This is a genomic window from Anaerovibrio lipolyticus (genome assembly GCF_021531495.1).
In the GTDB taxonomy this organism is placed as follows: Bacteria; Bacillota; Negativicutes; order Selenomonadales; family Selenomonadaceae; genus Anaerovibrio.
The window spans coordinates 128,139-153,260 of sequence record NZ_JADYTY010000001.1; the positions used below are offsets into that span (position 1 = coordinate 128,139).

The following is a 25,122-nucleotide window of genomic DNA, read 5'->3' on the forward strand; positions in this document are numbered from 1 at the left end:
TATATAGTTTCATAACACATGGGATTTAATTAAATTTGGTCGACAGAGATAGAAATGTCTCTGTCGATTTTTTTGTGAACAAGGCAGCATTTTGTAAACTGTTCTTGTAGCAAAAGTTCCAATATGATATTATAGAAACAGTGTAAAATAATGGGATTTAGAAAACCGTGTGAAAAGGAGGGTTGCCAGGTGGATGGATTTATTAATCTGTTGAAACCACCAGGAATGACCTCTCATGATGCTGTAGGATATGTGCGGAGACAGCTGGGAGAGAAAAAAATTGGACATGCAGGTACTCTTGATCCTGGTGCAGCAGGAGTATTGCCCATTGCCGTAGGCAAGGCCACTAGGCTGATAGAGTATTTGGACGGAGTGGAGAAGTCCTATAGGGCAGAGCTTTTATTTGGCTATGCTACGGATAGCGGTGATGATAGCGGCAAGGTGCTGGAGCAGGCAGACAGTTTTGTGATGCCCACAAAGGAAAAGCTTTTGGAGGCTTTTCAGCATTTTACTGGTAGTATTACTCAGATACCGCCAGCTCATTCTGCCATTAAGATAAATGGACGACGGGCCTGTGATTTGCTGCGGGAGGGCCAGAAGGTAGATATTCCTGCCAGACAGGTGCAGATTCATGGCATAAAATTAATGCATATAGGGCAGCGCCATATTGTTTTTGACGTGGAATGCTCCAAGGGTACATATATCCGCAGTCTTTGTACCGATTTGGGCAGTTGGCTGGGGATACCTGCCACCATGTCTTTTTTGGTGCGGCGTGGCGTAGGTAAATTTGCTTTGGAGGATACTGTTTCCATAGAGGAGCTGGCGGAGTTGAAGGCTGAGGCTCTACTGCCTATGGATGGGTATTTGGAGCATATTATGGCCTATGATTTGCCAGAGGACAGATTAAAGGCTTTTACTAATGGCTTATTGACACATGACAGGCAATTTATAGCGCGTTATCAGGTGACGGAGAATGTACCCCTTCGGGTATATTGCCAGGATAATTTTGTGGGCATGGGGCATTTTGATGTGTCTCAGCAGGCTATTTTGCCTGATAAGGTGATTATTCGCTAGTTGGTTGCTTTTGTTATTTTATTTTTGCTATAATATAGCCAAAAGAGGAGTTTTTGTATACATGGACATGGAAATATACATTTTTGTTGCTGTAACAGGTTTTGTGGCAGCTTTTATTGATGCAGCTGCCGGCGGTGGTGGTATGATATCTTTGCCAGCCTTGATGCTGACGGGAATTTCTCCCCTGCAGGCTCTTGGTACTAACAAGATGGCTGCTGTTATGGGAGCCTGTACCAGCTTTATTACCTTTGTGCGTTCAGGCAAGATGGATGTACAGCTTATCAAGAAGTTGTTTCCACTTTCCTTAATCGGTTCTGTGCTGGGTGTATTGGCTGTAAAGCAAGTGCCTTCGGAGTTTCTTCGCCCATTGATTGTAGTCTTGCTAATAGTGGTGGTGCTTTATAGTATTTTAAAGAAGGATTGGGACAAGGATACCCAGCCTGGCAAGCTGACTGGCAAAATGTTGGCTTTAAGCATGACAGCTGCCTTGGCTATGGGGTTTTATGATGGCTTTTTTGGACCAGGTACTGGTTCTTTGCTGTTGTTTATCTTTTGTATGCTGGGTTTTGATTTTATCAGTGCTACAGCCAATACCAAGGCTTTGAACTTTGCCAGCAATCTTTCGGCAACTATTTTCTTTGGTTTGTCCGGCATGATTAATTTTGAAATGGGTATTTTCATGGGTATAACCATGATTTTTGGTGCCTATTGTGGTGCCAGATTTGCCATTACCAAGGGTGTAACCTATGTGCGGCCTATGTTTATAGTGGTTACTACTCTCTTAATCGGCAAACAGCTGCTGAGCCTTATTGGTTAAATTTGCAGGGCAGCATATTATATTGAGGGGCGTGAGATCAGATTGGAAGATAAATTGAAATTGTATGGGTTTAACAACCTGACCAAATCCCTTAGCTTTAATATCTATGATATTTGCTACGCTAAGACATCCCGTGAACAGCAGGATTATATAAAATATATTGATGCACAATATAATTCAGAGCGCTTGACCAAAATTCTTTACCGGGTAACGGAAATGATAGGGGCCAAGGTTCTTAGTGTGTCCAAACAGGATTATGATCCCCAGGGTGCTAGTGTAACCTTTCTCATAGCCGAGGAGGCAGCTGTTACCTCTGGTAAGAAAAAGCCTTTAAACTGTGCAGAGGTACTGCAGGAAGGCCAGATTGTTCCAGATGTATTGCAAAGCGACACGGTGGTGGCTCATTTGGACAAGAGTCATGTTACAGTTCATACATATCCGGAGTTTCATCCAGAGACCAGTATTGCTACTTTTAGAGTGGATATTGATGTAGCTACCTGTGGAGAGATTACTCCGCTAAAAACTTTGGACTACCTTATTGGTATGTTTGATTCAGATATTATTACTATGGACTATCGGGTGCGGGGCTTTACCAGAAATATGGCTGGCCGCAAGCTGTTTATGGATCATAAGATTACTTCTATCCAGAATTTTATTAAGCAGGAAACTTTGGATAAATATGATGCTGTGGATATCAACATCTATCAGGCTAATCTATTTCACACCAAGATGCTGATTAAGGAGCTGGACCTGAAAAATTATTTGTTTAATACAGATATATACGAGATTCCTCCCAAGACAAGATTGGATATTCATAACAGCCTGCGTCGGGAAATGATTGAAATCTACAGTGGCAGTAATATCTTCAGCTAAGATTCTGTTTTAGGGGGCAGAATCGTTTTTTTGCTGGAATTTGTTATGCTATACAGGGGGAATATAAAAAATGAAATATATCTCACAGGAAAATGCTCCTATTCTGGAGGCGCTGGAAAGGATGAAAATTGCCAGATTGGTGCCCTTTGACGTGCCAGGTCACAAACGGGGCCGGGGCAATCCGGAGCTTACTAAGTTTCTGGGGGAGCAGTGTCTGTCTGTGGATGTAAATTCAATGAAAATGCTGGATAATCTTTGCCATCCTGTTTCGGTTATTAAGGAGGCAGAGGAGCTGGCAGCAGAGGCTTTTGGGGCAGCCCATGCTTTTTTTATGGTGGGAGGAACTACCTCTGCGGTGCAGGCTATGGTTATGTCTGCCTGCAAGCAGGGGGATAAGATTATTATGCCTCGCAACGTACACCGCAGTGCTATTAATGCTCTGATACTTTGTGGTGCTGTGCCAATATATGTAAATCCTCAAATGGATCCTACCTTGGGAATTTCCTTGGGTATGAGTGTATCTGATGTGGAGCGGGCTATTAAGGAGAATCCTGATGCCAAGGCTGTTCTGGTGAATAATCCTACCTATTATGGCATTTGTTCTGATATAAAATCAATTGCCAAGCTAGCTCATGAGCATGGCATGCTGCTTTTGGCAGATGAGGCTCATGGCTCTCATTTGTATTTTAGTGATAAGCTGCCAGTGGCCGCTATGCATGCCGGGGCAGATATGGCCGCCATCTCCATGCACAAATCCGGAGGCTCTTTGACTCAGAGCTCAATTTTGTTGATAGGGGATAGGGTATCCCAGGGCTATGTTCATCAGATTATTAATCTGACTCAAACTACCAGTGCATCTTATTTGCTTATGGTAAGTCTGGATATTTCCCGTCGCAACATGGCGCTTAGAGGCAAGGCACTGGTGGACAAAATCATTGCTCAGGTGCAGTATGCTAGGGATGAAATCAACACCATTGGGGATTATTATGCCTATTCCTCAGAGCTGATAAATGGGGACTCCATATTTGACTTTGATATTACCAAGCTGGCTATATATACCCGCTCTATTGGTTTGGCGGGAGTAGAGGTTTATGACCTGCTGCGGGATGAATATGATATTCAGACTGAATTTGGTGATATTGCTAATCTTTTGGCCTATGTGTCTGTTGGGGATAGGGAAAAGGATATTGAAAGACTGGTTTCTGCTCTGGCGGAAATTCGGCGTAATTATCGTCAAACCGGTCGTGAAATGATGAAGGCTGAGTATATCAGCCCACAGGTTGTATGCGGTCCTCAGGAAGCTTTTTATGGGGAGAAGGAATCTCTGCCTTTGTATGATACCTCGGGCAGGGTTTGCAGTGAGTTTGTCATGTGCTATCCACCGGGGATACCTATTTTGGCACCGGGAGAGCGAATCACAGAAGAAATTCTTCGCTATATCCGTTATGCCCGCAAAAAGGGCTGCCAAATGACAGGTCCGGAGGATATGGAGCTAAAACAGCTAAATGTTTTGACTCATATCTAGTGGCGGCATAGAAAATATTTGTCATAGTTTTAGGGTGAACAATAGTGAGAGGAGAGTGACTGGCATGCTCTGGTTTACAGAACAGCATACTCCTAATGTGAGATTTTCTATCAAGGTTGATCGTCAGCTTTTTAGTGAGCAAAGTGAATTCCAGCGTATTGATGTATTTGAATCAGAGGAATTTGGCCGGGTTTTGACCTTGGACGGCTATTTGATGCTTACGGAAAAGGATGAGTTTATCTATCATGAAATGATTGCCCATGTTCCTATGTGTGTACATCCCCAAGCCAAAAATGTGTTGGTTATTGGTGGTGGCGATGGCGGCACAGTAAGGGAGCTTTGCAAATATAAAACTATTGAAAAAATAGATTTGGTAGAGATTGATGAGCGGGTAGTGGATATCAGCAAGCTGTATCTGCCAAAGGTGGCTTGTGCCTTGGAAGATCCTAGGGTTCATTGCTATTATGAGGATGGCCTGAAATTTATTCGCCATGTGGAGGACGAATATGATTTGATTATTGTGGATTCCACAGATCCTTTTGGTCCTGGTGAGGGGTTATTTACCAAGGAGTTTTATGGCAATTGCTTTAAGGCTCTCCATGAGGATGGCATTATGGTTAATCAGCATGAAAGTCCTTTTTATCAGGAGGATGCCTATGCTATGCAGCGCGCCCATAAGAGAATATGTCATTCCTTCCCTATAAGCAGGGTATATCAGGTGCATATTCCTACCTATCCTTCGGGACACTGGCTTTTTGGATTTGCTTCCAGAAAATATCATCCTGTAAAGGAAGTAAATTGGCAGGCTTGGAAGGATTTGCGGATTCGTTGCCGGTACTATAATTGTCCGTTGCATGCAGGCTCCTTTGCTCTGCCAAATTATGTGGAGGAATTGTTAAGAGATGTTGAAGACTAATGTAGAAACCTTTTTGGGGTGTGAATCCCCTTGGGAGGAAGCCAGAATCGTTATTTATGGTGCTCCCTTTGATTCTACCACCTCTTTTCGTCCCGGTACCAGATTTGCCAGCCGTACCATGCGGGGGGAATCTTATGGACTGGAAACCTATAGTCCCTATCAGGATTTGGATTTAGAGGATGCTGCTATTATGGATAGCGGTGATTTGGAGCTGTGTTTTGGCAATACAGAGATGGCTCTTAAGGATATTGAGGCTAGGGCAGATGAGATTGTATCTGCTGGCAAGCTGCCTTTTATGATTGGCGGTGAGCATTTGGTAACCTTGGGAGCTGTAAGGGCTGTCCAGAAAAAGTATCCTGATTTGCATATTTTACATTTTGATGCTCATACAGATTTACGCCAGGAATATCTTGGTGCAGAGCTGTCCCATGCTACTGTGTTGCGCCGTATTTGGGATTTGGTGGGAGATAATCGTATTTGGCAGTTGGGAATCCGCAGCGGTATGCGGGAGGAATTTCAGTGGGCCAAGGAGCATACCAATTTGCGTCCTTTTGATTTGCAGGCTATGCCAGAGGCATTAGCGGCTTTGCAGGGGAAGCCGGTTTATTTTACCATTGATTTGGATGTTATGGACCCATCTGTATTTCCGGGAACAGGTACGCCGGAATATGGCGGTGTGTCCTTTAAGGAGCTGTTGGAAGCAGCCTTGGCTGGCTGTGGTCTGAATGTAGTAGGCTGTGATTTGGTGGAACTTTCTCCTGCCTATGATCAGAGCGGTGCTTCTACAGCCGCGGCCTTAAAGATTATGCGGGAAATGCTTTTGAAATTAGAGGCTCCTTTTATTCAGGGACCAATAAATGTTTAATAAATAAAATTATTTGGAGGTATAAATATGGGAAAAGCTTTAATTATAGGTTGTGGCGGTGTGGCCAGCGTAGCCATTCACAAATGTGTGCAGAATAGCGATGTTTTCGATGAAATTTGCATTGCCAGCCGTACTGTTAGCAAATGTGATGCTTTGAAGGAAAAGCTTTCTGGTGGCAAATGCAAGATTACTACAGCTCAGGTAGATGCCAATAGTGTGGAGGAGCTGGTAGCTCTGATTAACAAGGTAAAGCCAGATGTAGTGTTGAATTTGGCTCTGCCATATCAGGATTTGACCATTATGGATGCCTGCCTGGAGTGCAAGGTTAGCTATGTGGATACTGCTAACTATGAGCCAGAGGATACTGCCAAGTTTGAATACAAGTGGCAGTGGGCTTATCGTGAGAAGTTTGAGAAGGCTGGTATTACTGCTCTGTTAGGCTCTGGCTTTGATCCTGGTGTTACCGGTGTATTTAGTGCTTATGCCTTGAAGCATCATTTTGATGAAATTAATTATATTGATATTCTGGATTGCAATGCAGGAGATCACGGCTATCCATTTGCTACTAATTTTAATCCAGAGATTAACATTAGAGAGGTTTCTGCCAAGGGAAGCTATTGGGAAGATGGCAAGTGGGTAGAAACAGAGCCTATGGAGATTAAGCGGGTATACAACTTCCCAGAGGTAGGTCCAAAGGATATGTATCTGCTCCATCATGAGGAATTGGAGTCCTTGGGTATCAATATTCCTGGTATTAAGAGAATTCGTTTCTTTATGACCTTTGGGGAAAGCTATCTCCGTCACCTCAAATGTCTGGAGAATGTAGGCATGACCTCTATTGAGCCAATTGAGTTTGAGGGTAAGAAGATTATTCCTTTGCAGTTCTTGAAGGCAGTATTGCCTGATCCAGCCAGTCTTGGCCCAAGAACCGTAGGTAAGACCAATATTGGCTGTATATTCCGGGGCAAGAAGGATGGCAAGGATAAGACCTATTATCTCTACAATGTCTGCGATCATCAGGAATGCTACAAGGAGGTAGGTTCTCAGGCTGTTTCCTATACCACCGGTGTACCTGCTATGATTGGTGCTATGCTGGTAATGAACGGTACCTGGAGCAAGCCAGGCGTATATAATATTGAAGAATTTGATCCAGATCCATTTATGGATGCGCTGAATAAATGGGGATTGCCTTGGCAGGAAAGCTTCAATCCGGAGCTGGTTGACTAATGGCAGCTATGGAGAAGCAGCCTGCTTGGCTGCAGGAGGTTGCCACGCCGGCTTATGTTATTGATGAAAAGCAATTGATTCACAATTTGGAAATTCTCAAGGGAGTTCAGGATAGAACAGGCTGCAGTATTCTGTTGGCCCAAAAGGCTTTTTCCATGTATGCCTGTTATCCCTTGATTGCCAAGTATCTAAAAGGGGCTGCTGCCAGTGGTCTTTTTGAGGCTCGTCTTGCCTATGAAGAATTTCCTGGGGAGAATCATGTTTTTAATCCGGCCTTTCAGGATAAAGAATTTTCTGAGCTGTTGCAATACTGCGACCATTTTGTTTTTAATTCCGTGACTCAGTGGAAAAAATTCCGGGAGAGAGCCTTGGCAGCTCATAAAGAATGCGGTTTGCGCATCAACCCAGAGCATTCTACTCAGGATCATGCTATCTATGATCCCTGCTCTCCTTTGTCCAGATTGGGAGCGAGAATCAGCGAAATTCAGCCAGAGGAGCTGGAGGGATTGACAGGCTTTCACTTCCATACTCTTTGTGAGCAGGGCGCAGAGCCTTTGGCAGAAACCTTGGAGGCTGTAGAGGAAAAATTTGGCAAGTATCTACCTCAGCTAAAATGGATTAATTTTGGCGGTGGACATCATATTACCAAAGAGGGGTATAATATTCCTTTATTGGAAAAATGCATCAATCGCATGCAGGAAAAATACGGTTTGAAGGTTTATTTGGAGCCTGGTGAAGCTGTGGCTCTTAATGCAGGTTTCTTGATAACAGAGGTATTGGAGCTGATAGAGGGGCCGGAACGGGAAATGCCGGTGGCTATTCTGGATGCCTCTGCTGCCTGTCATATGCCAGATGTTATTGAAATGCCTTATAGACCACCTCTTTTTAATAGTGGCGAGGAGGGTGAAAAGATATATTCCTATATGTTGGCAGGAGCTACCTGCCTAGCTGGTGATAATATAGGCATTTATTCCTTTGATAAGCCTTTGCAGTGTGGGCAGCGGCTTGTATTTGGTGATATGGCCATATATACTATGGTAAAAAATAATACATTTAATGGCATGGCGTTGCCTGATATTTACTATGTAGATAGTCAGGACAAGTTAAAGTGTATTAAGAAATTTGCTTATGAGAATTTTAAGTGTAGATTGTAAAAAAGATTTAATTTCTATGGCGAATAGGTATTAAGTCCAATTTTTGTAAATATATACAAAAATGCACATTTGATATTTACGAAAGTTGCAATTTTTTATATAATTGGAAGGTATAGGAAAATTTGCCGTATAGTTTTATGTTTGATGTAGGGAGGGGCAGCTATATGGAAAATAGGAAGGTCAGGGATGAGATTGATACATTGGTATCATTCATCCGTCAGCGGCACAAGGAATTTATGATGGCTCGTTTGCAGCCACTGGGAATCAAAACCAGCTCTAGAGGTTCTGTGCTTTATGCAGTCTTTGAAAATGAAGGTCTGGTACAGGATGATATCAGCAACAGATTGAGCATGGACAAGGCTTTTGTCACCAGAGAGCTCAATGCTCTTAGCGAAGCAGGCTTGATTCATCGGCTAAAGGATCCTCAGGATCACCGTAGAAATCATATTTTCCTTACTGAGGATGGCAGAACTGTTGGTGAGGCTATTGTGAAGATTGAGGATGATTGGGTAAATATGTCTTATAACGGCTTGTCAGTTAGGGAACTGAATGAGCTTAAGACATATGCTGAACGAATCTGTGGTAATATTCGCAATACCTGATAATAAGTATGCATCCTGGATCTGGCCAGGAAAAATAGTTGCCATGTAATAAAAATAGTGTTAAAATACATGGTACAGCGAAGAAAGAGAAAGTAATCTGTTTGCAGACTTATAGAGAGTGCCGGAAGGGTGGAACCGGAACAGTATCAAATAGATGAAGTTCGCTCTGGAGCTATTCTGGTGAAGAGATGTAGTCAGAACGTTTTCCGCGTTAGGGAGTTAATTAAGTAAAAATTAGGGTGGTACCGCGAACCGCAAGTTATTTGCCTTCGCCCCTAGCTATGGGGGCGAGGGCTTTTTTGTTGTTCTGCTCCCGGATAGATAAAGGAGGATAATATGGAAGAAAAGATTGAACAGCTGCGGCAGGAAGCTGCTCAGGCTGTAAAACAGGCAGTAAGCAGCCTTGGAGATCTGAATGACATCAGAGTCAAGTATCTGGGCAAAAAAGGGGAATTAACCAGTATCCTGAGAGGTATGGGACAGCTGTCCAAGGAGGATCGCCCTCGTATTGGTCAGATTGTTAATGAGGCTCGTCAGCAGCTGGAACAGCTGATTGCAGAGAAAAATGAAGAGCTGCGGGAGAAGGAGCTTCAGAAGCGTTTGGCAAATGAGAAGATTGACGTTACTCTGCCAGGACGCCGTGCACCTCGTGGTCATATCCATCCATTGACTATGACCTTGATGGAAATCAAAAATATCTTTATGAAGATGGGCTTTACTGTGGAAGTAGGCCCAGAAATCGAGAAGGAGTATTATAACTTTGAGGCATTGAACCTGCCTAAGGATCATCCAGCTCGGGATATGCAGGATTCTTTCTATATTAATGAAGATATTCTCATGCGTTCCCAGACCTCTCCTGTACAGGCTAGAACTATGGAGGCTCATGAGCCTAATAGTCCAATCCGTATGATTGCTCCTGGTCGTGTATATCGTCGTGATGATTATGATGCTACCCATTCTCCAATGTTTACCCAGATTGAGGGTATGGTTATTGATAAGGGCATCAGCCTGGCTGATTTGAAGGGCACCTTGGAGAACTTCCTAAAGCAGATTTTCAATGACAAGGTAAAGGTGCGTTTCCGTCCAAGCTTCTTCCCATTTACTGAGCCTAGTGCTGAGGTAGATATTTCCTGCGTTATGTGTCAGGGTAAGGGCTGCCGTGTCTGCAAGGGTACTGGCTGGCTGGAGATTCTTGGCTCTGGTATGATTCATCCAAATGTATTAAGAATGAGTGGCTATGATCCCGAAAAGGTTAGTGGCTTTGCCTTTGGCCTTGGTGTAGAGCGTATTGCTATGCTGCGTTATGGTATTGAGGATCTGCGTTTGTTCTATGACAACGATTTGAGATTCTTGAAGCAGTTCTGGTAATAGGGAGGATTGAGAAAATGCAGGTATCTATAAAATGGCTTCATGATTATATAGATTTCACAGAAACCGCCGAGGAATTGGCTGATAAGCTGACTATGGCCGGGATTCCTGTGGAAAATGTTATTCGTGCCGATGAAGGACTGGAAAAGGTTGTTACCGGCAAGGTAGAAAATATCGTTCCTCATCCAGATTCTGATCATATGTTTATTACCACCATGAATGTAGGTGGAGCTGAGCCTGTACAGATTGTTACTGGTGCTCAGAATGTTCATCAGGATGATATTGTTCCTGTAGCAATGGTAGGTGCTAAGCTGCCAACAGGACAGAAGATATCTAAGGGCAAGCTTCGTGGTGTACCATCTAATGGCATGCTGTGTTCTGCCGATGAGTTGAAGCTGGACACCACCAATATGACAGAAGATCAGCTTAACGGCATTTATATTCTGCCAAAGGATACTCCGGTTGGTGTAGCAGTTACAGAGGTTCTTGGCCTGGATGATGTGGTTTTGGAATTTGAGCTGACAGCTAACAGAGGGGATTGCTTTAGTGTCTTTGGTCTGATTCGCGAGGTGGCTATTCTTACTGGCAATGAGCCAAAGTGGCCAGAAATCAAGGTTAATGAGGATGATGCTGCCAAGGCTGCTGATATGATTAAAATCGGCATTGAGGCTCATGATCTGTGCAGCCGCTTCTCCGGTCGTGTACTGAAAAATGTAAAAATTGGTCCTTCTCCAAAGTGGATGCAGCAGCGTTTGGATGGTGCTGGTATCCGTGCTATCAATAATGTAGTTGATGTTACCAATTTCGTTATGGTAGAGCTGGGGCAGCCTATGCATGCTTATGATTATGATGCAATTGCTGGTCATAGTCTGGTAGCCCGCAAGGCTGTAGCAGGGGAAAACCTGCATACTCTGGATGATTCCCAGCGTTTGGCCAAGGGTACAGAACTGGTTATTGCTGATGCTGAAAAGGCAGCTGGCTTGGCTGGTGTTATGGGTGGCTTGGAAACTGAGGTTACTGAGAAAACTACCACTATTGTACTGGAAGCAGCTTGCTTTAATGGCCCTAGCATCCGTCGTACATCCAGAGGCTGCGGTCTGCATTCTGAGGCATCTGGACGATTTGAGCGTGGCACCGATGTAACAGGTACTATTCGTGCCCTGGATAGAGCAGCCCAACTGCTGCAGGATATGGGGGCTTGTACTGTAACTCAGGGTGTGGTAGATGTATATCCAACAACTAAGGAGCCTGTTCATGTAAAATTCACTCCTGAGCAGATTAACAATCGTTTGGGAACTGATTTGCCAGCAGAGAAAATGATTGATATTCTGGAGAAGCTTTATTTCAAGGTTTCTGAGGCTGGTAATGGTGTATATAGTGTAGAAGTACCATCTTGGCGCAATGATGTAACCTTTATGGAGGATCTCTCTGAGGAAATAGCTCGCATCTACGGCTTTGACAATATTCATTCTACTACGCCACGAGGCAATGTTACTCAGGGTGGCCAGAAGCCTGCCCAGATGTTTGAGGACAGATTGAAGCTGACTTTGAGCCATATGGGCCTTAGCGAGGAGGTTTCCTTCAGCTTTACTAACCCTGATATCTTTGACAAGATGGAAATACCACAGGAAAGCAATCTTCGCAAGGCTATTCCTATTATGAATCCACTGACTGATGAATTCCCATTGGTGCGTACTACTCTGTTAGGCAGCATTTTGGAAAATGCAGTTCGCAATCTGTCCCGCAAGAACGAGGATATTAAGATTTTTGATGTAGCGCCTGTATTTTATCCAAAGGCTCTGCCGTTGACTGAACTGCCAAGAGAGGTTGTAAAGGTAGCTGGCTTTATGACAGGTCGTCGCAATCCTGTAGGCTGGAGCAATGACAGCGATATGATTGATTTCTATGATGCCAAGGGTATTGTAGAGGATTTGTTGGAGATTCTCTCCATCAAACGTTATCAGGTAGAGGCAGGAGAATATACTGCTATGCATCCTGGTAAGACAGCTCTCTTCAAGAAGGGCAAGGAGGTAATCGCTGCTGTAGGTGAACTGCATCCAAAGGTGGCTGAGAACTTTGGTATTACCAAAAAGGCTTATATCTTTGAGATGGATCTTCTGACCTTGATGAAGTATAAATCCGAAAAGACTAAGACAGAGGCTCTGCCTAAATATCCTGGTATTTGTCGGGATCTGGCTATGCTGGTGGATGAAAATGTCAGCGCAGCTGAGATTGAGCGCACTATTGCCCAAAATGGCGGTGAGTACTTTACGGATGTTACTCTCTTTGATGTATATCAGGGCAAGCAGGTGGCAGCAGGTAAGAAGTCTATGGCCTTCAATATTCAGTTCCAGTCCAATGATAAGACCTTGACTGATGCTGATGCAGATCAGGGCTTTAAGCAGATTCTGGAGGCTGTAAAGAAGGAGTTTGACGCAGAGCTGAGAGGTTGATTCCTATGGCAAAAAAAGCAGAAGTAGTCATCCTTGGTAATCGTTATAAGCTGACCACTGATAGGGATGAAGAAGGCTGGCTGGAAAAGCTGGCTGAGGATTTTAATGGGAGAGTGGATAAAATCGCCGGCGGCAGTCGGCGATTCAATCCCCTAAATGTCAGCATCCTTATTGGCCTCCAGTTGGAAGAGGAAATGTACAATCTGAAGCAGGAGGCGCGTCAGGCTTATGAAAGAATCAAGCAGCAGCACGAAGATATTGTCAAACAGCAAAAGACTCAAAGTGAAAAGCTGTTAGCTGAACAAAAGGCTGAATACGAGGCCAAACTGCTAAAGGAGCGCAAATCCTATGAGGCAAGGATGTCAGCCCAAAGTTCTCAGTATAGCAGCTCTATGCAGAAACTGCGGGACAGACACGCCCAGGAAATAACCAGACAGCAGCAGGAGCATGCGGCTGATATGGCTAATCTAAAGTCTAGTCAGGAAGCAGCCCTGACAGAACTGCAGGCTTCCAAGGAACGGCAGGTTACAGCTCTGCAGAATGAGCTGAATAGCAAGTCCTCTCAACAGGCAGATGCCTTGAAGGAATTGCAGGCGAAATATGATAAGCTGCAAAAGGACTATGATGAATTAATGGAGCTGCTGGAGGATGCCTAGTAAGCTGCAATCAGGAGAAGTGTTTGCAGTGCTTCCCAAACCATCAGGTTGCAGTATAGTAAAGTAATATAAAAAGACCATTGTGGCAACTGTAATGTTTAGTATTTCCAAAGGGTTCAAAATCTAAGGAGGCTAGAACGCAGAAACAGGAACTATAATGGTCTTTTAGCATATTGTATATATTTTTATCTATTTTGGGCGACTTGGCCAAGGTCAGAAGCAGGTAGTAAGGGCACTTGAATAGCTCTGCCTGAAGGAAGTGGGCCATCTATAGGCAGGCTGTTAATGTCAGAGATGGCTTCCACTAGCTTTTCTCTGTCGTCCTCATTAACAGTATATCTTTCGGCAATAGTAAGCAGAGTATCACCTGTACGGGTGGTAACAGTATCAAAGCTGCTACATCTAAGATATTCATTGTTTAAATGCAATGGGCTGAAAGCCGCAAAGAAAATTAAAGAGATAACTAATATTTTTTTCATGGTGAACAGCTCCTTTAACAGCTAATTTTTGTCTGTTGTTAATGGTGTGTCGCTGGAAGTCTTAAACGCAGAAGATAAAATGACACGTACTATCTACGAAAAGACTTTTGAGAAACCTTTTTTCCGGAAAGAGAAGTTCGCAACATGTTTGTTTGACTATATAATAACACGAAGTAATGTTCTTGACAAGTATTTTCGAAACAAATTTACGAAATTTTTATAGCAAAAAACAATAAAATGTATTTTTGTAAATAAATCTTGCAACTAATTACGGCAAATACTATAATGAGAAATGGTACTTTAAAAGAAATAAAAAATTTCTTTAAATACAGGAGGGTTACTATGATTAAATTGACTATGCCGGATGGATCTATCAGAGAAGCAGAGGCAGGTATTACTGCCCTGGAGTTGGTAAAGTCTATCAGCAACAGCCTGGCTAAGAAAGTTTTGGCTGTAAGTATTGATGATAAAGTTATGGATTTGACAACAGTATTGGACAAGGATGCTGTTGTTCAGTTTTTGACCTTTGAGGATGAAGGGGGACGTCATGCCCTCCGTCATACTGCATCTCATATTCTTGCTCAGGCTGTGAAGCGTCTGTACAAGGATGAAAATGTTCAGCTGGCTATTGGCCCTGCTATTGAAAATGGTTTCTATTATGATATTGACATGGAGAAGCGCCTTACCGATGAGGATTTGAAGGAAATCGAGAAGGAAATGCACAAGATTGTCAAGGAGAACCTGAAGCTGGAGCGTAAGCTGGTTAGCCGTCAGGAAGCTCTGGATATGTTCACCAAGGCTGGTGAGAACTACAAGGTAGAGCTGATTAATGATTTGCCAGAGGATGCAGAGATTTCTCTGTATGTTCAGGGTGAGTTTACTGACCTTTGTGCAGGCCCGCATGTAGTTTCTACAGGCAAGGTAAAGGCTTTGAAGTTGCAGAGTGTGGCTGGTGCTTACTGGCGTGGCAGTGAAAAGAACAAGATGCTGCAGCGTATCTATGGTACTGCCTTTGAGAAGAAGGATGATTTGGATGCTTATCTGAAGATGCTGGAGGAGGCTGCCAAGCGTGACCATCGCAAGCTGGGCAAGGAGCTGGATCTCTTTAGCATTCATGAGGAAGGACCAGGCTTCCCATTCTTCCACCCCAATGGCATGATTGTCCGCAATGAGCTGATTAATTACTGGCGTGAGGTACATCGCCGTTATGGTTATCAGGAAATCAGCACTCCTATGATTCTGAATCGTGAGCTGTGGGAGCGTTCCGGTCACTGGGCTCATTACAAGGAAAATATGTATTTCACTCAGATTGATGGCGAGGAATACGCTATCAAGCCTATGAACTGCCCAGGCGGTATGCTGGTATACAAGACTCAGCAGCACAGCTATCGTGATTTGCCTCTGCGTGCCGGCGAGTTGGGTTTGGTACATCGTCATGAGCTGTCCGGTGCTCTACATGGTTTGTTCCGTGTGCGTAACTTCACTCAGGATGATGCTCATATCTTTATGATGCCAAATCAGATTGAAGAAGAGATTCAGAATGTTATTAACCTCTTTGATGAGGTATATAGTACATTTGGCTTAACCTATCATGCTGAACTGTCCACTCGTCCAGAGGATTCCATGGGTTCCGATGAAATGTGGGAGCTGGCTACCAATGGCCTCCGCAATGCCTTGGAGCATCGTGGTTTGGACTATGTGGTTAACGAGGGCGATGGTGCTTTCTATGGTCCAAAGATTGATTTCCATCTGAAGGATTCCATTGGCCGTACCTGGCAGTGTGGTACTATCCAGCTGGATATGCAGCTGCCTGAGAAGTTTGACCTGACCTATATTGGTGAGGATGGCCAGAAACATCGTCCAGTTATGATTCATCGTGTAGTATATGGCTCTATTGAGAGATTCATCGGTATCCTTATTGAGAACTATGCTGGTGCATTCCCAACCTGGCTGGCTCCAGTACAGGCAAAGATTCTGCCTATTACTGATAAGCATATGGATTACGCCTTTGAATTGAAGAAGAAGATGTTTGATTTGGGTCTTAGAGTAGAGGTAGACGACCGCAATGAAAAGGTTGGCTACAAGATGCGTGAGGCTCAGGTTAAGAAGATTCCATATATGCTGGTAGTTGGCGATCAGGAAATGGAGTCTGGTACTGTTAATATGCGTCGTCATGGTGAGAAGGAAACTACTACCATGACTGTTGACGAGTTTATTCAGTATATCCAGAAAAATATTGCTGAAAAATCTCAGAAATATTAATTTTGGGTGTTGACATATCCTAAATGGTATGCTATTATAATGCAAGTGATTGAAGCAGAAGGCGCCACCTTCTCACCTGATGGCTGCAGGCCATGCAGGTAAGTATTGAATACTTATGGAGGTGGCTTTGTGCCGCCTCCATTTTTTGTTGGCGGATCTGCTGACACTGCCGTTGAAATATCTATCAGGAGGTGTATTTAAATAGCTAAGGAAATTGCAAGAATCAATGAGGAAATCCGGGTTCGTGGCGGAGAGATCCGTGTAACAGATGTTGAGGGACAGACTCTCGGTATTATGCAGGTGCGTGATGCATTGCACATGGCCATGGAACAGCATCTGGATCTAGTGGAGATTGCTCCAAAGGCAAAGCCACCTGTTTGCCGCATCATGGACTTTGGCAAATATAGATATGAACAGCAGAAGCGGGAGAAGGAAGCCCGTAAGAAGCAGAAGGTTATCTCTATCAAAGAGGTAAAGCTGCGTCCAAACATTGAGCAGCATGATTTTGACGTCAAGCTGAAGAACGCCGTTCGTTTTCTGGAAGAGGGAAACAAGGTCAAGGTTACTATTATGTTCCGTGGCCGTGAGCTGTCTCATCCAGAGCTGGGCCGTGAGATTCTCGGCCGGGTTGCTGAACAGCTAAAGGATTCAGTATCTATTGAAAGAGATGCTAAGCTTGAAGGTAAAAATATGATTATGATTTTGGCCCCAAAGGCCCCATCTAAGGGAGGAAAACAGTAATGCAGAAGATGAAGACTCGCAGAGCTGCTGCAAAGCGCTTTACTTTAACTGGTAGTGGCGAAATTAGAAGAAACAAGGCTTATAAGAGCCACATTCTGGAGAAGAAGTCTCCAAAGCGTAAGCGCAATCTGCGTAAGGCTGCTCTGGTAGTTGCTGCTGATAAGAAGCGTGCTATGAAGTGCCTGCCATACGCATAATATCGTTGTAGAAGCTTGAATTTGAGGAGGATAAGAACATGCCAAGAGTTAAAACTGGTGTGACTGCACATAGAAGACATAAGAAGATTTTGAAGCTGGCTAAGGGCTATAAGGGTTCCAAGAGCAAGCAGTTTAAGAAGGCTAATGAGACCGTTATGAAGGCTCTCTACTATGCACGTCGCGATCGTCGTGCCAAGAAGGGTGTTTTCCGTCGTCTCTGGATTGCTCGTATCAACGCTGCCGCTCGTGCTAATGGTATTTCCTACAGCCGCCTGATTGCTGGCCTGACCAAGGCTGGTGTTGAGGTAAACCGTAAGATGCTGGCTGACCTGGCTATCAGTGATGCAAATGCATTTGCACAGTTGGTTGCTGTTGCTAAGGAAAACCTCTAAGAGAGAAATTAGGAGCTGCTTCGGCAGCTCTTTTTTTGTAAGTTGGGGTGTATGAATTGCAGAAATTATCTATGAAGGAAATGTTTTCCGTTGGTTTTATGGTTTTTTCCATATTTTTTGGAGCAGGTAATCTTATTTTTCCGCCTTTACTGGCTCAGAATGCTGGTACTAATTATCCTATGGCTGTAATAGGCTTTCTTACTACAGGTATAGGTTTACCACTGTTGGGATTAATTGCTATAGTTAAATTTAGTGGCAAATATACTGAATTAGTGGAGCAAAGGGTTCATCCTTGGTTTCGTATAATTACCTTTGGACTTTTATATTTGGCTATTGGACCATTGTTTGCTGTGCCAAGAACAGGAGCTGTTTCTTTTGAAATTGGTATTAGACCTTTTTTGCCAGTAGATTTTATGGCGGAAGGACAGTATATATATACAGCCATATTTTTTATTCTGACTTATTTCTTTGCAGCCAATCCAAGCCGCTTGGTAGATACAGTAGGTAAAGTACTCAGTCCTGTATTGTTGCTATTTCTGTGTGTGCTTTTCGTCAGGACATTTTATGCTCCAATTGGCGAAATTCTGCCACCGGTAGATCAATATGTAGATGCTCCTTTTGCTTCTGGGTTTACAGATGGTTATTTAACTATGGATTTGCTGGCAGCATTAGCAGTAGGTGGTTTGGCCATTTCTGCTGTTAAAGCCAAAGGGGTAACTGAGCAAAAGGCTATTTACAGAACTTGTATCAAGGCTTGTTTAGTGGCTATTGTGCTTATGGGAACTGTATATACTGCTCTTGCTTATTTAGGTGCTACCTGCCCATCTGTATTGGGGTATTCAGCTAATGGAGGTATTATACTTTCTTCTGCCACTTATGTATTCTTTGGGGATGCAGGCAAGCTGGTATTGGCTTTTATTATTGGTTTCGCTTGTTTGACCACTAGCATTGGTGTCAGTGCAGCTTTTGCCAGCTATTATCAGTATGTGTCTGATGGTAGATTGGGATATAAAAAGCTGCTGCTGGGAGCTACCTTATTCAGCTATTGGGCTGCTAATATGGGTTTAACAGAGCTGATTCGCATTTCTGTGCCATTCTTGGTGGCGCTTTATCCAATTTTTATAGTCTTGGTAATATTGTCTCTTTGTGATGATGCATTTCAGGGAAGCTCCCTGGTCTATCGTCTAAGCATAGGTATGACCTTGCCTTTCAGTATTATGGATGGCTTGCAGGCAGCAGAGCTTCCATTGCCAGGTGTCCATGATTTCCTCGTGGCTTATCTGCCGCTTTATAGTGTTAATCTTGGTTGGTTATTGCCAGCTTTGGCAGGAGCTATAGTGGGAATGTTGTGGAATCAGATGCACAAGAGCCATCAGCCTGCCTAAAAAACGATTACGTCGGATTTTTTACACAGTCCGGCGTTCTTTTTTTTATAATTTAGCAGGATTTTGAATATTTTTGTTGAAATATATATGTATCAGAAAGGTGTGATTTATATGAACAAGATTATTACTATAAGTCGTGAATTCGGTAGTGGCGGTCGTGAATTTGGTTGTCGCTTGGCGGAAAATCTCGGTATTAAATACTATGATAAAGAAATTATATCCAAAATAGCCAGTAAGGCAGATTTGTCTGAGGGATATGTTAAGGAGGTAGTAGAGAAGCGTCCTATGCCTTTGTTCCCAATGACCATTGGTGCTACTTTTGCAGCGGTAGGGGTGTATTATCCTCTTATGGTGGAGGAATCTGTTTATACAGCTCAAACTGAGGTGTTGCAGGAGTTGGCAGAGCAGTCTGACTGTGTTATTGTTGGCCGCTGTGCTGACTATATTCTGCGGGATTATAATCCATATAAGATTTTCATCTATGCAGATATGCCTTCCAGGATTGCCAGATGTATGGAAAGAGCTACCCCGGAGGAAAAGCTGACAGAAAAAGAAATGAAGAAGAAAATCAATAATGTTGATGAGAGTCGTGCTAAATACTATGATTTTTACACAGGTCAGAAATGGGGGGCACGCCAGAATTACAATGTCTGCATTAATACTACTGATATGGATATCAAAAAGCTGGCAGAAGCATATAGTCATATGCTAAAATAAAACAGAGTGATGATAAGACCTCCGGAAGAGATAGGAAATTTCTACCGGAGGCTTGTATTAAGGAAGGAGCATACATTGAAGGAATTGGAGCGTATTGAAAGCTCTGCTAATAGCAAGCTAAAGCTGGTAAACAAGCTGCATAATCATAAATATCGCAAGGAAGAAAATCTTTTTGTGGCAGATGGAATACGTTTGGCTGAAATGGCCATCCAGGCTCAGTGGCCTGTAAAATTTGCCTTGGCTGCTACAGAATCTTTGAATAACCCAAGGGTGATTAAAGCGGTAGAGGAGCTGCAGGAAAGAAAATGCCCTGTCTATGAGCTGTCACAGGACCTGTATAGCAAGGTATCAGATACTGTTAATGGTCAGGGGTTGCTGTTGGTTATGGGACAGCGCCTTTTTACCTGGCAGGAGGTACTGACTGGCAAGGAGGGAGAAGCTCCTTTGTTGGCTGTTCTTGATGGGATTCAGGACCCTGGCAATGCTGGTAATATTATTCGTACTGCTGATGCCTTAGGTTGTACAGGTGTAATCTGCCTGACAGGTACGGTAGATTTGTTTAGTGACAAGGTGGTACGGGCTTCTATGGGCTCTATATTCAATATTCCTTTTTTGGATAATGTGTCCAGGGACACCTTTGTAGATGCCTGTCATGATAATGATGTTATTATGGTGGCTACAGCCCTGGATAAGCTTTCTCTTAAGCATTATATGGCTGAGTATAACAGCCCTACAGCAGTGGTATTTGGCAATGAGGGCAATGGGGTTTCCCAAGAGCTGATGGAGGCGGTGGATCGCAAGGTGTACATTCCAATGTCTGGCAAGGCAGAGTCCTTAAATGTGGCCTCAGCAGCAGCCATTGTACTCTATGAGGCTAATCGTCAAAGAGCTATCCTCTAAAAATAAGCGTAAAAAAGGTACTATTCAGATTAGATATGGTAATCTGAATAGTACCTTTTTGAATTTAGCTGGAATTAGCATCTATTACTAATGATAATTTAGCTAATGGTTACTGATGGGCGATCTAGAACCGTAGACAAAACTATAATGGAATGGGTTTTGCTAACGCCTGGCTGGGCCTTGAGGCGATTCAAAAGCTCTGCCAAGGTAGAGGTGTTGCTGGTTTGTACCTTTAGGGTATATTCATAGTTACCAGTAATCCGGAAGCATTCCTTAACATCCCGTTCTGTAGAAACATAATTTACAAAAGCATCTGCATTGCGCTGAAGCTTAAAGCCAATCTGAACCAATGCCATGAGCTGCTTATCTACCAATGAAGGATTCAGCATGGCGGTGAATTTCTGAATAACACCAGAGGACTCTAAACGCTTAACACGCTCGCTAACAGCTGGCATGGATAGAGAAACAGCTTCGCTAAGGCTGGAAATAGTAGCTCGGCCATTAGCCTGCAGTAAGCGTAGAAGTTCCTTGTCTATTTTGTCCAATTTGTACATGAAATCAACTCCTATACCGTAGATGGAATGAATATTGCTAGGATTGTACAATACATTTGTTATTATTATAAAGGTTATAGCTTCAAAAGTAAATAAATATTTTGTTTTTACTACAGAAAAGAGCAGGTAGGATTTTGTTTGTCCTAACCTGCTCTTAATAAAATACTAATATGTTCTTAACAATGTAAGTACAATATCTTTAAATTATGATTCTTTGCGAAGCACAGTTACCCGTAGGAAGAGGAACAGGAAGATGGCTGCAAAAACAAATCCCATTGGATAGCTGATAGTTGTTGGCAGCTGTAATCCTTCCTTAGCCTGCAAAATATAGGTGGTAGTTACCACTGACATAAAGGTAGCAGGAATAGCCGCTACAAGATATGCCTTAGAACCTTTGAACTTACGATACATATATACTGCACCAGTCCAAAGAACAATCATAGCCAGAGTCTGGTTGGTCCAGGCGAAATAACGCCATACAATGGTGAAATTAATCTGGGAAAGCAAACCGCCTACAGCCAGCAGAGGTACAGCCAGATACAAGCGCCTGGTCTTGTTGCTCTGATCCAGACCAATCCAGTCAGCCAAAGTCAAACGAGCGGAACGGAAAGCGGTATCACCAGAAGTAATAGGGCAGGCAATTACGCCCAGCATAGCCATAACAGCACCAGCATAACCCATAAAGCCAACGCAGATTTCGTAAACAGCCTTATTCTGACCAACATCAGCCATAGCCTGCATCAAACCACCAGTGCTTTCATAGAAGGTAACACCAGCAGCAGCCCATACCAGAGCAATAACACCCTCAGCTACCATAGCACCGTAGAATACAGGACGAGCCATATGCTCATTCTTCAGGCAGCGAGCCATCAAAGGAGACTGAGTGGAGTGGAAACCAGATACAGCACCACAAGCAACAGTAATGAACATCAGAGGCCAGATAGGCAGATCCTTTGGATGCAGGTTCTGCAAGGTGATTTCAGGCATGGTATGACCGCCTACGCCAGCCAGCATGGCAAACATAATACCAAAAGCCATAATCAACAGGCAGGCACCAAATAATGGATAGAAACGAGCAATCAAAGTATCAATTGGCAACAGGGTAGCCAAGAAGTAGTAAGCCAAAACAACTAACAGCCACATGGTTGGATCCATGCCAGTCAGCATTGCCAGCAGATTAGCAGGACCAGTCATAAATACAGTACCTACCAGAACCAGCAATACAACGGAGAAGAGACGCATAAGCTGCAGCATGAATTTGCCAAGATAATGACCTACAACCTCGGAGATACTCTTACCGTTTTCACGGAGAGAAATCATACCGGACATGTAATCGTGCACACCGCCGGCAAAGATAGTTCCGAATACAATCCAAAGATAAACGCTTGGCCCCCAAAGTGCACCGCCCAGAGCACCGAAGATTGGACCGAGCCCGGCGATATTCAAAAGCTGAATCATAAATACCTTCCAAGTAGGAAGCGGAATGTAGTCAACACCATCATTAATACGCACAGCAGGTGTTGGCTCGTCAGTTGGTTTGAAGATTGTGTCCACCAGCTTACCATAAACCAGGAAGCCGATAATCAGCATAGCCAAACAACCGAGGAATGAATACATAAATATACCCCCTTAAAATAATACCAATCATCCTTATGGATAAGGAAATGCTTCATCAATGCAGTTTGCTCAAATGAATTTTCTTTTACCTATAAGGGTACAGCTGTTAATCACTGTACAAAATGATGATAAAAAATATTTATTACGACATAATAATAACACTGTTGATGGAAAATGTCAAAAAATTCTCAATAAAAACAAGTAAATCAGATTAGGGTAATTAAGCTGTGCAGGATTTATATTTATGAATATAAGCTTTGAGTATTTTGAAAATGACATATGTCAAAAATTTAGTTGACATTAACTAAACAACTATTATAAGATTAGTATAAGTTACAAAGAGTAGTATTAAAGGAGGAAATATTATGGCAGTTATAAATATTACTAAGGATAATTTCCAGCAGGAGGTAGTGGCAGCCTCTCAGACTGTTTTGGTGGATTTCTGGGCAACCTGGTGTGGTCCTTGCCAGATGATGGGCCCGATTTTGGATGAGCTGGCCACTAAGCATCCTGAAATCAAGGTAGGAAAAATCAATGTGGACGAACAGCCAGAGCTGGCAACGCAATTCCAGATAGATGCCATTCCTGCATTGATAGTATTTAAGGGTGGTAAGGCTGCGGCTCAAACTGTAGGCCTACAGCCTATAGAGAATCTTGAGCAGCTACTCTAAGATAGCTCGCTATGGCTAGACCAACAAAATGCCGGCGCATTTGTCATATGCCACTGGTGCAGGAATTTATGCCGACAGGCCAGATAGAAGATGAGCCGATTATTCTAAATCTGGATGAATATGAAGCTATCCGCCTTATGGACAGGGAAGGTATGTCCCAGCAGGAATGCAGCAAGCGCATGGGCGTGTCCAGGACTACAGTGCAGAAAATCTATGAAGTAGCTCGTCGCAAGGTGGCTGATGCCTTGGTAGAAGGCAGGCCTCTCAAAATTCAAGGTGGAGATTTTCAGCTTTGCGAGGGTAATGATTGTCTGGAGCAGGAATGTTTCAAACGCTGTGGACATGGTTGTTATTGTGGCAAACACTGCTGTCATCACAAGCAGATATAAAAGAAAAACATGATGATTACACAAAGCGGAGTGATAATTTTGGCTTTGATGCATATCATCATGTTTTTTTATTGGTAATCGATAGTGAGATTTGTCTTTTCTGCAGGCAACTAAAAAAGTTCTTTTTTATGAATATGCCATATCTTAAATTATATACCTTGCTAATTTGTGAACTTTGATTAAAGTAAAATTGCAAAGAGGATAACTGTAGTAATACAATTGATTAACATGCCAAGGAAAGTAATTGATAAAACGCTTGGTTTTTTTAAAGTTAAGAAATCCGTTACAGAGTAATACATTTTTGTAAGAAATACATTAGGCATATGGGCTTCAGAATTATACATAGTAGTATGTGTTATGCTGCTATCATGTGGGAAATAGCCAGAAGAAAGGTTGTTTTCTATAATTCCGTCTGGATTCGAACGTATATAACTATGTACGTATTCTGTATGTCCGTTCGGCATAGTTCTCCAATATCCGTTCACATGATGGTATCCATCGGGTGGAGGAATAACATTGTCATGAGGGGTAACATCAACGGTATGTGCATCTCCCATCATTCCATCAAAATGCATAACTTTTAAAAATGGTAAAATTAAAGCTATGATAACCAAAGGGATAGTTCCCATAATAGACAGTGCTGTTTCAGATTTATAGCCATTGCAATATAACCAATATAATAATATCTGAAAAAATAAAGCTGTAAAAAAATATGGAGTCGTAATATGCAGTAAATGAAATAAATGAATTATATATGGATTATAAATGCCAAGTGTATTAAGTATAGTTCCTGGAATATAGAGAAGATATTGAGTTAGTAAATTAGAAATATAAATAAGCGACATTGAAGAATGTGGAGAGTCAAATAGTTGAAATGCGGTAGCATAAAGCATTATTCCACAGATAACAGGTCTCCAATTAGTTATAACATAGTTTATTCTCATAAAAAACAATACTGCCATAATTATAAAAGCTATTGGGGCTAAAAATGGCAAAGCAGCTAAAATTCCTGCAACTAGAACAGATATAATTATCATATTATATATCATAGTTCCACCAGTAAGAAGTAAAAATATTGTAAAAAATGCTAACACATACCAATCGGTATAGTGAAAATGTAAATAAATTAAGAAAAAGTAAAATGAAAATATGGCAAAAATATTTATTTTACTTTTTAATTGAGAGTACACAAAATATTCCATAAAAAACTTGTACGATGTCGTTAGAAGCAAAACATCATATCTTCCTTTCTTTTTAATGTTGTGTTTTAATATATTAGGGAGAATGA

25 protein-coding genes and 1 other annotated feature are annotated in these 25,122 nt (G+C 42.7%); of the genes, 21 read left to right on the forward strand and 4 right to left on the reverse strand.

Features of this window, described 5'->3' with window-relative positions; genetic code table 11:
- The first annotated feature begins 189 nt into the window (after positions 1-189).
- The 12 genes from truB to zapA all read left to right on the forward strand — a co-directional run bounded on the left by truB (position 190) and on the right by zapA (position 13,530).
- Positions 190-1,074 carry a tRNA pseudouridine(55) synthase TruB gene (gene truB / locus I6E26_RS00560; protein WP_235319873.1) on the forward strand — a complete coding sequence of 295 codons (885 nt, stop codon included), beginning with the start codon at positions 190-192 and terminating at the stop codon, positions 1,072-1,074.
- A gap of 61 nt (positions 1,075-1,135) precedes the next feature.
- Complete coding sequence (locus tag I6E26_RS00565) at positions 1,136-1,891, forward strand: TSUP family transporter (protein ID WP_235319874.1); 756 nt, start codon at positions 1,136-1,138, stop codon at positions 1,889-1,891.
- 42 nt (positions 1,892-1,933) lie between these two features.
- On the forward strand, positions 1,934-2,764 hold the full coding sequence (gene speD / locus I6E26_RS00570; RefSeq protein WP_235319875.1) for an adenosylmethionine decarboxylase: 831 nt from the start codon (positions 1,934-1,936) through the stop codon (positions 2,762-2,764).
- A 70-nt stretch (positions 2,765-2,834) separates the two neighbouring features.
- Positions 2,835-4,289: an aminotransferase class I/II-fold pyridoxal phosphate-dependent enzyme gene (locus tag I6E26_RS00575; protein WP_235319876.1), complete on the forward strand. Its 1,455-nt coding sequence runs from the start codon at positions 2,835-2,837 to the stop codon at positions 4,287-4,289.
- Between the two features lie 64 nt (positions 4,290-4,353).
- Complete coding sequence (gene speE, locus I6E26_RS00580) at positions 4,354-5,205, forward strand: polyamine aminopropyltransferase (RefSeq protein ID WP_235319877.1); 852 nt, start codon at positions 4,354-4,356, stop codon at positions 5,203-5,205.
- The gene (speB, locus tag I6E26_RS00585; protein ID WP_235319878.1) at positions 5,192-6,070 is read left to right on the forward strand and encodes an agmatinase; all 879 of its coding nucleotides are present in this window, start codon (positions 5,192-5,194) and stop codon (positions 6,068-6,070) included. The genes speE and speB overlap by 14 nt, the downstream gene beginning before the upstream one ends.
- 27 nt (positions 6,071-6,097) lie before the next feature.
- A complete protein-coding gene (locus I6E26_RS00590; RefSeq protein ID WP_235319879.1) occupies positions 6,098-7,297 on the forward strand; it encodes a saccharopine dehydrogenase family protein in 1,200 nt (399 codons plus the stop codon).
- On the forward strand, positions 7,297-8,451 hold the full coding sequence (gene nspC / locus I6E26_RS00595; RefSeq protein ID WP_235319880.1) for a carboxynorspermidine decarboxylase: 1,155 nt from the start codon (positions 7,297-7,299) through the stop codon (positions 8,449-8,451). The genes I6E26_RS00590 and nspC overlap by 1 nt, the downstream gene beginning before the upstream one ends.
- A gap of 164 nt (positions 8,452-8,615) precedes the next feature.
- Complete coding sequence (locus I6E26_RS00600) at positions 8,616-9,053, forward strand: MarR family winged helix-turn-helix transcriptional regulator (RefSeq protein WP_235319881.1); 438 nt, start codon at positions 8,616-8,618, stop codon at positions 9,051-9,053.
- Between the two features lie 71 nt (positions 9,054-9,124).
- Positions 9,125-9,333 (forward strand) — a binding site (T-box leader).
- Positions 9,334-9,389: 56 nt separating this feature from the next.
- Entirely contained in the window at positions 9,390-10,421 is a 1,032-nt protein-coding gene (pheS, locus tag I6E26_RS00605; RefSeq protein WP_235319882.1) for a phenylalanine--tRNA ligase subunit alpha, read from the forward strand.
- Between the two features lie 17 nt (positions 10,422-10,438).
- Complete coding sequence (gene pheT / locus I6E26_RS00610) at positions 10,439-12,874, forward strand: phenylalanine--tRNA ligase subunit beta (RefSeq protein WP_235319883.1); 2,436 nt, start codon at positions 10,439-10,441, stop codon at positions 12,872-12,874.
- A 5-nt stretch (positions 12,875-12,879) separates the two neighbouring features.
- Positions 12,880-13,530, forward strand: coding sequence for a cell division protein ZapA (gene zapA, locus I6E26_RS00615; protein WP_235319884.1), 651 nt, complete (start codon positions 12,880-12,882; stop codon positions 13,528-13,530).
- Positions 13,531-13,715: 185 nt separating this feature from the next.
- On the opposite strand, the gene I6E26_RS00620 is transcribed toward zapA, so the two are convergent.
- Entirely contained in the window at positions 13,716-14,009 is a 294-nt protein-coding gene (locus I6E26_RS00620) for a peptidoglycan-binding protein LysM (RefSeq protein WP_235319885.1), read from the reverse strand.
- A gap of 342 nt (positions 14,010-14,351) precedes the next feature.
- Between I6E26_RS00620 and thrS the strand changes: the two genes are divergently transcribed.
- The 7 genes from thrS to I6E26_RS00655 all read left to right on the forward strand — a co-directional run bounded on the left by thrS (position 14,352) and on the right by I6E26_RS00655 (position 20,603).
- The gene (gene thrS, locus I6E26_RS00625; RefSeq protein ID WP_235319886.1) at positions 14,352-16,271 is read left to right on the forward strand and encodes a threonine--tRNA ligase; all 1,920 of its coding nucleotides are present in this window, start codon (positions 14,352-14,354) and stop codon (positions 16,269-16,271) included.
- 201 nt (positions 16,272-16,472) lie between these two features.
- Complete coding sequence (infC, locus tag I6E26_RS00630; protein ID WP_235320077.1) at positions 16,473-17,012, forward strand: translation initiation factor IF-3; 540 nt, start codon at positions 16,473-16,475, stop codon at positions 17,010-17,012.
- Positions 17,012-17,209, forward strand: a complete 198-nt coding sequence (rpmI, locus tag I6E26_RS00635) for a 50S ribosomal protein L35 (protein ID WP_154405306.1) — start codon at positions 17,012-17,014, stop codon at positions 17,207-17,209. Before infC ends, rpmI begins: the two co-directional genes overlap by 1 nt.
- A gap of 38 nt (positions 17,210-17,247) precedes the next feature.
- Positions 17,248-17,601, forward strand: a complete 354-nt coding sequence (gene rplT, locus I6E26_RS00640) for a 50S ribosomal protein L20 (protein WP_235319887.1) — start codon at positions 17,248-17,250, stop codon at positions 17,599-17,601.
- A gap of 47 nt (positions 17,602-17,648) precedes the next feature.
- A complete protein-coding gene (gene brnQ / locus I6E26_RS00645; RefSeq protein WP_419179893.1) occupies positions 17,649-18,986 on the forward strand; it encodes a branched-chain amino acid transport system II carrier protein in 1,338 nt (445 codons plus the stop codon).
- A 111-nt stretch (positions 18,987-19,097) separates the two neighbouring features.
- The gene (locus tag I6E26_RS00650) at positions 19,098-19,703 is read left to right on the forward strand and encodes a cytidylate kinase-like family protein (protein ID WP_235319889.1); all 606 of its coding nucleotides are present in this window, start codon (positions 19,098-19,100) and stop codon (positions 19,701-19,703) included.
- A 75-nt stretch (positions 19,704-19,778) separates the two neighbouring features.
- Entirely contained in the window at positions 19,779-20,603 is an 825-nt protein-coding gene (locus tag I6E26_RS00655) for a TrmH family RNA methyltransferase (protein WP_235319890.1), read from the forward strand.
- Between the two features lie 98 nt (positions 20,604-20,701).
- Here the strand turns inward: I6E26_RS00655 and I6E26_RS00660 are convergent, their stop codons facing one another.
- Both I6E26_RS00660 and I6E26_RS00665 read right to left on the reverse strand, forming a co-directional pair.
- Complete coding sequence (locus tag I6E26_RS00660; protein WP_235319891.1) at positions 20,702-21,157, reverse strand: Lrp/AsnC family transcriptional regulator; 456 nt, start codon at positions 21,155-21,157, stop codon at positions 20,702-20,704.
- 204 nt (positions 21,158-21,361) lie between these two features.
- Entirely contained in the window at positions 21,362-22,774 is a 1,413-nt protein-coding gene (locus I6E26_RS00665; RefSeq protein ID WP_235319892.1) for a carbon starvation CstA family protein, read from the reverse strand.
- A gap of 365 nt (positions 22,775-23,139) precedes the next feature.
- Between I6E26_RS00665 and trxA the strand changes: the two genes are divergently transcribed.
- Both trxA and I6E26_RS00675 read left to right on the forward strand, forming a co-directional pair.
- A complete protein-coding gene (trxA, locus tag I6E26_RS00670) occupies positions 23,140-23,445 on the forward strand; it encodes a thioredoxin (RefSeq protein WP_235319893.1) in 306 nt (101 codons plus the stop codon).
- 11 nt (positions 23,446-23,456) lie between these two features.
- Complete coding sequence (locus tag I6E26_RS00675) at positions 23,457-23,834, forward strand: DUF134 domain-containing protein (RefSeq protein WP_235319894.1); 378 nt, start codon at positions 23,457-23,459, stop codon at positions 23,832-23,834.
- A gap of 179 nt (positions 23,835-24,013) precedes the next feature.
- Here the strand turns inward: I6E26_RS00675 and I6E26_RS00680 are convergent, their stop codons facing one another.
- Positions 24,014-25,036: a hypothetical protein gene (locus I6E26_RS00680; protein WP_235319895.1), complete on the reverse strand. Its 1,023-nt coding sequence runs from the start codon at positions 25,034-25,036 to the stop codon at positions 24,014-24,016.
- Positions 25,037-25,122: the final 86 nt, after the last annotated feature.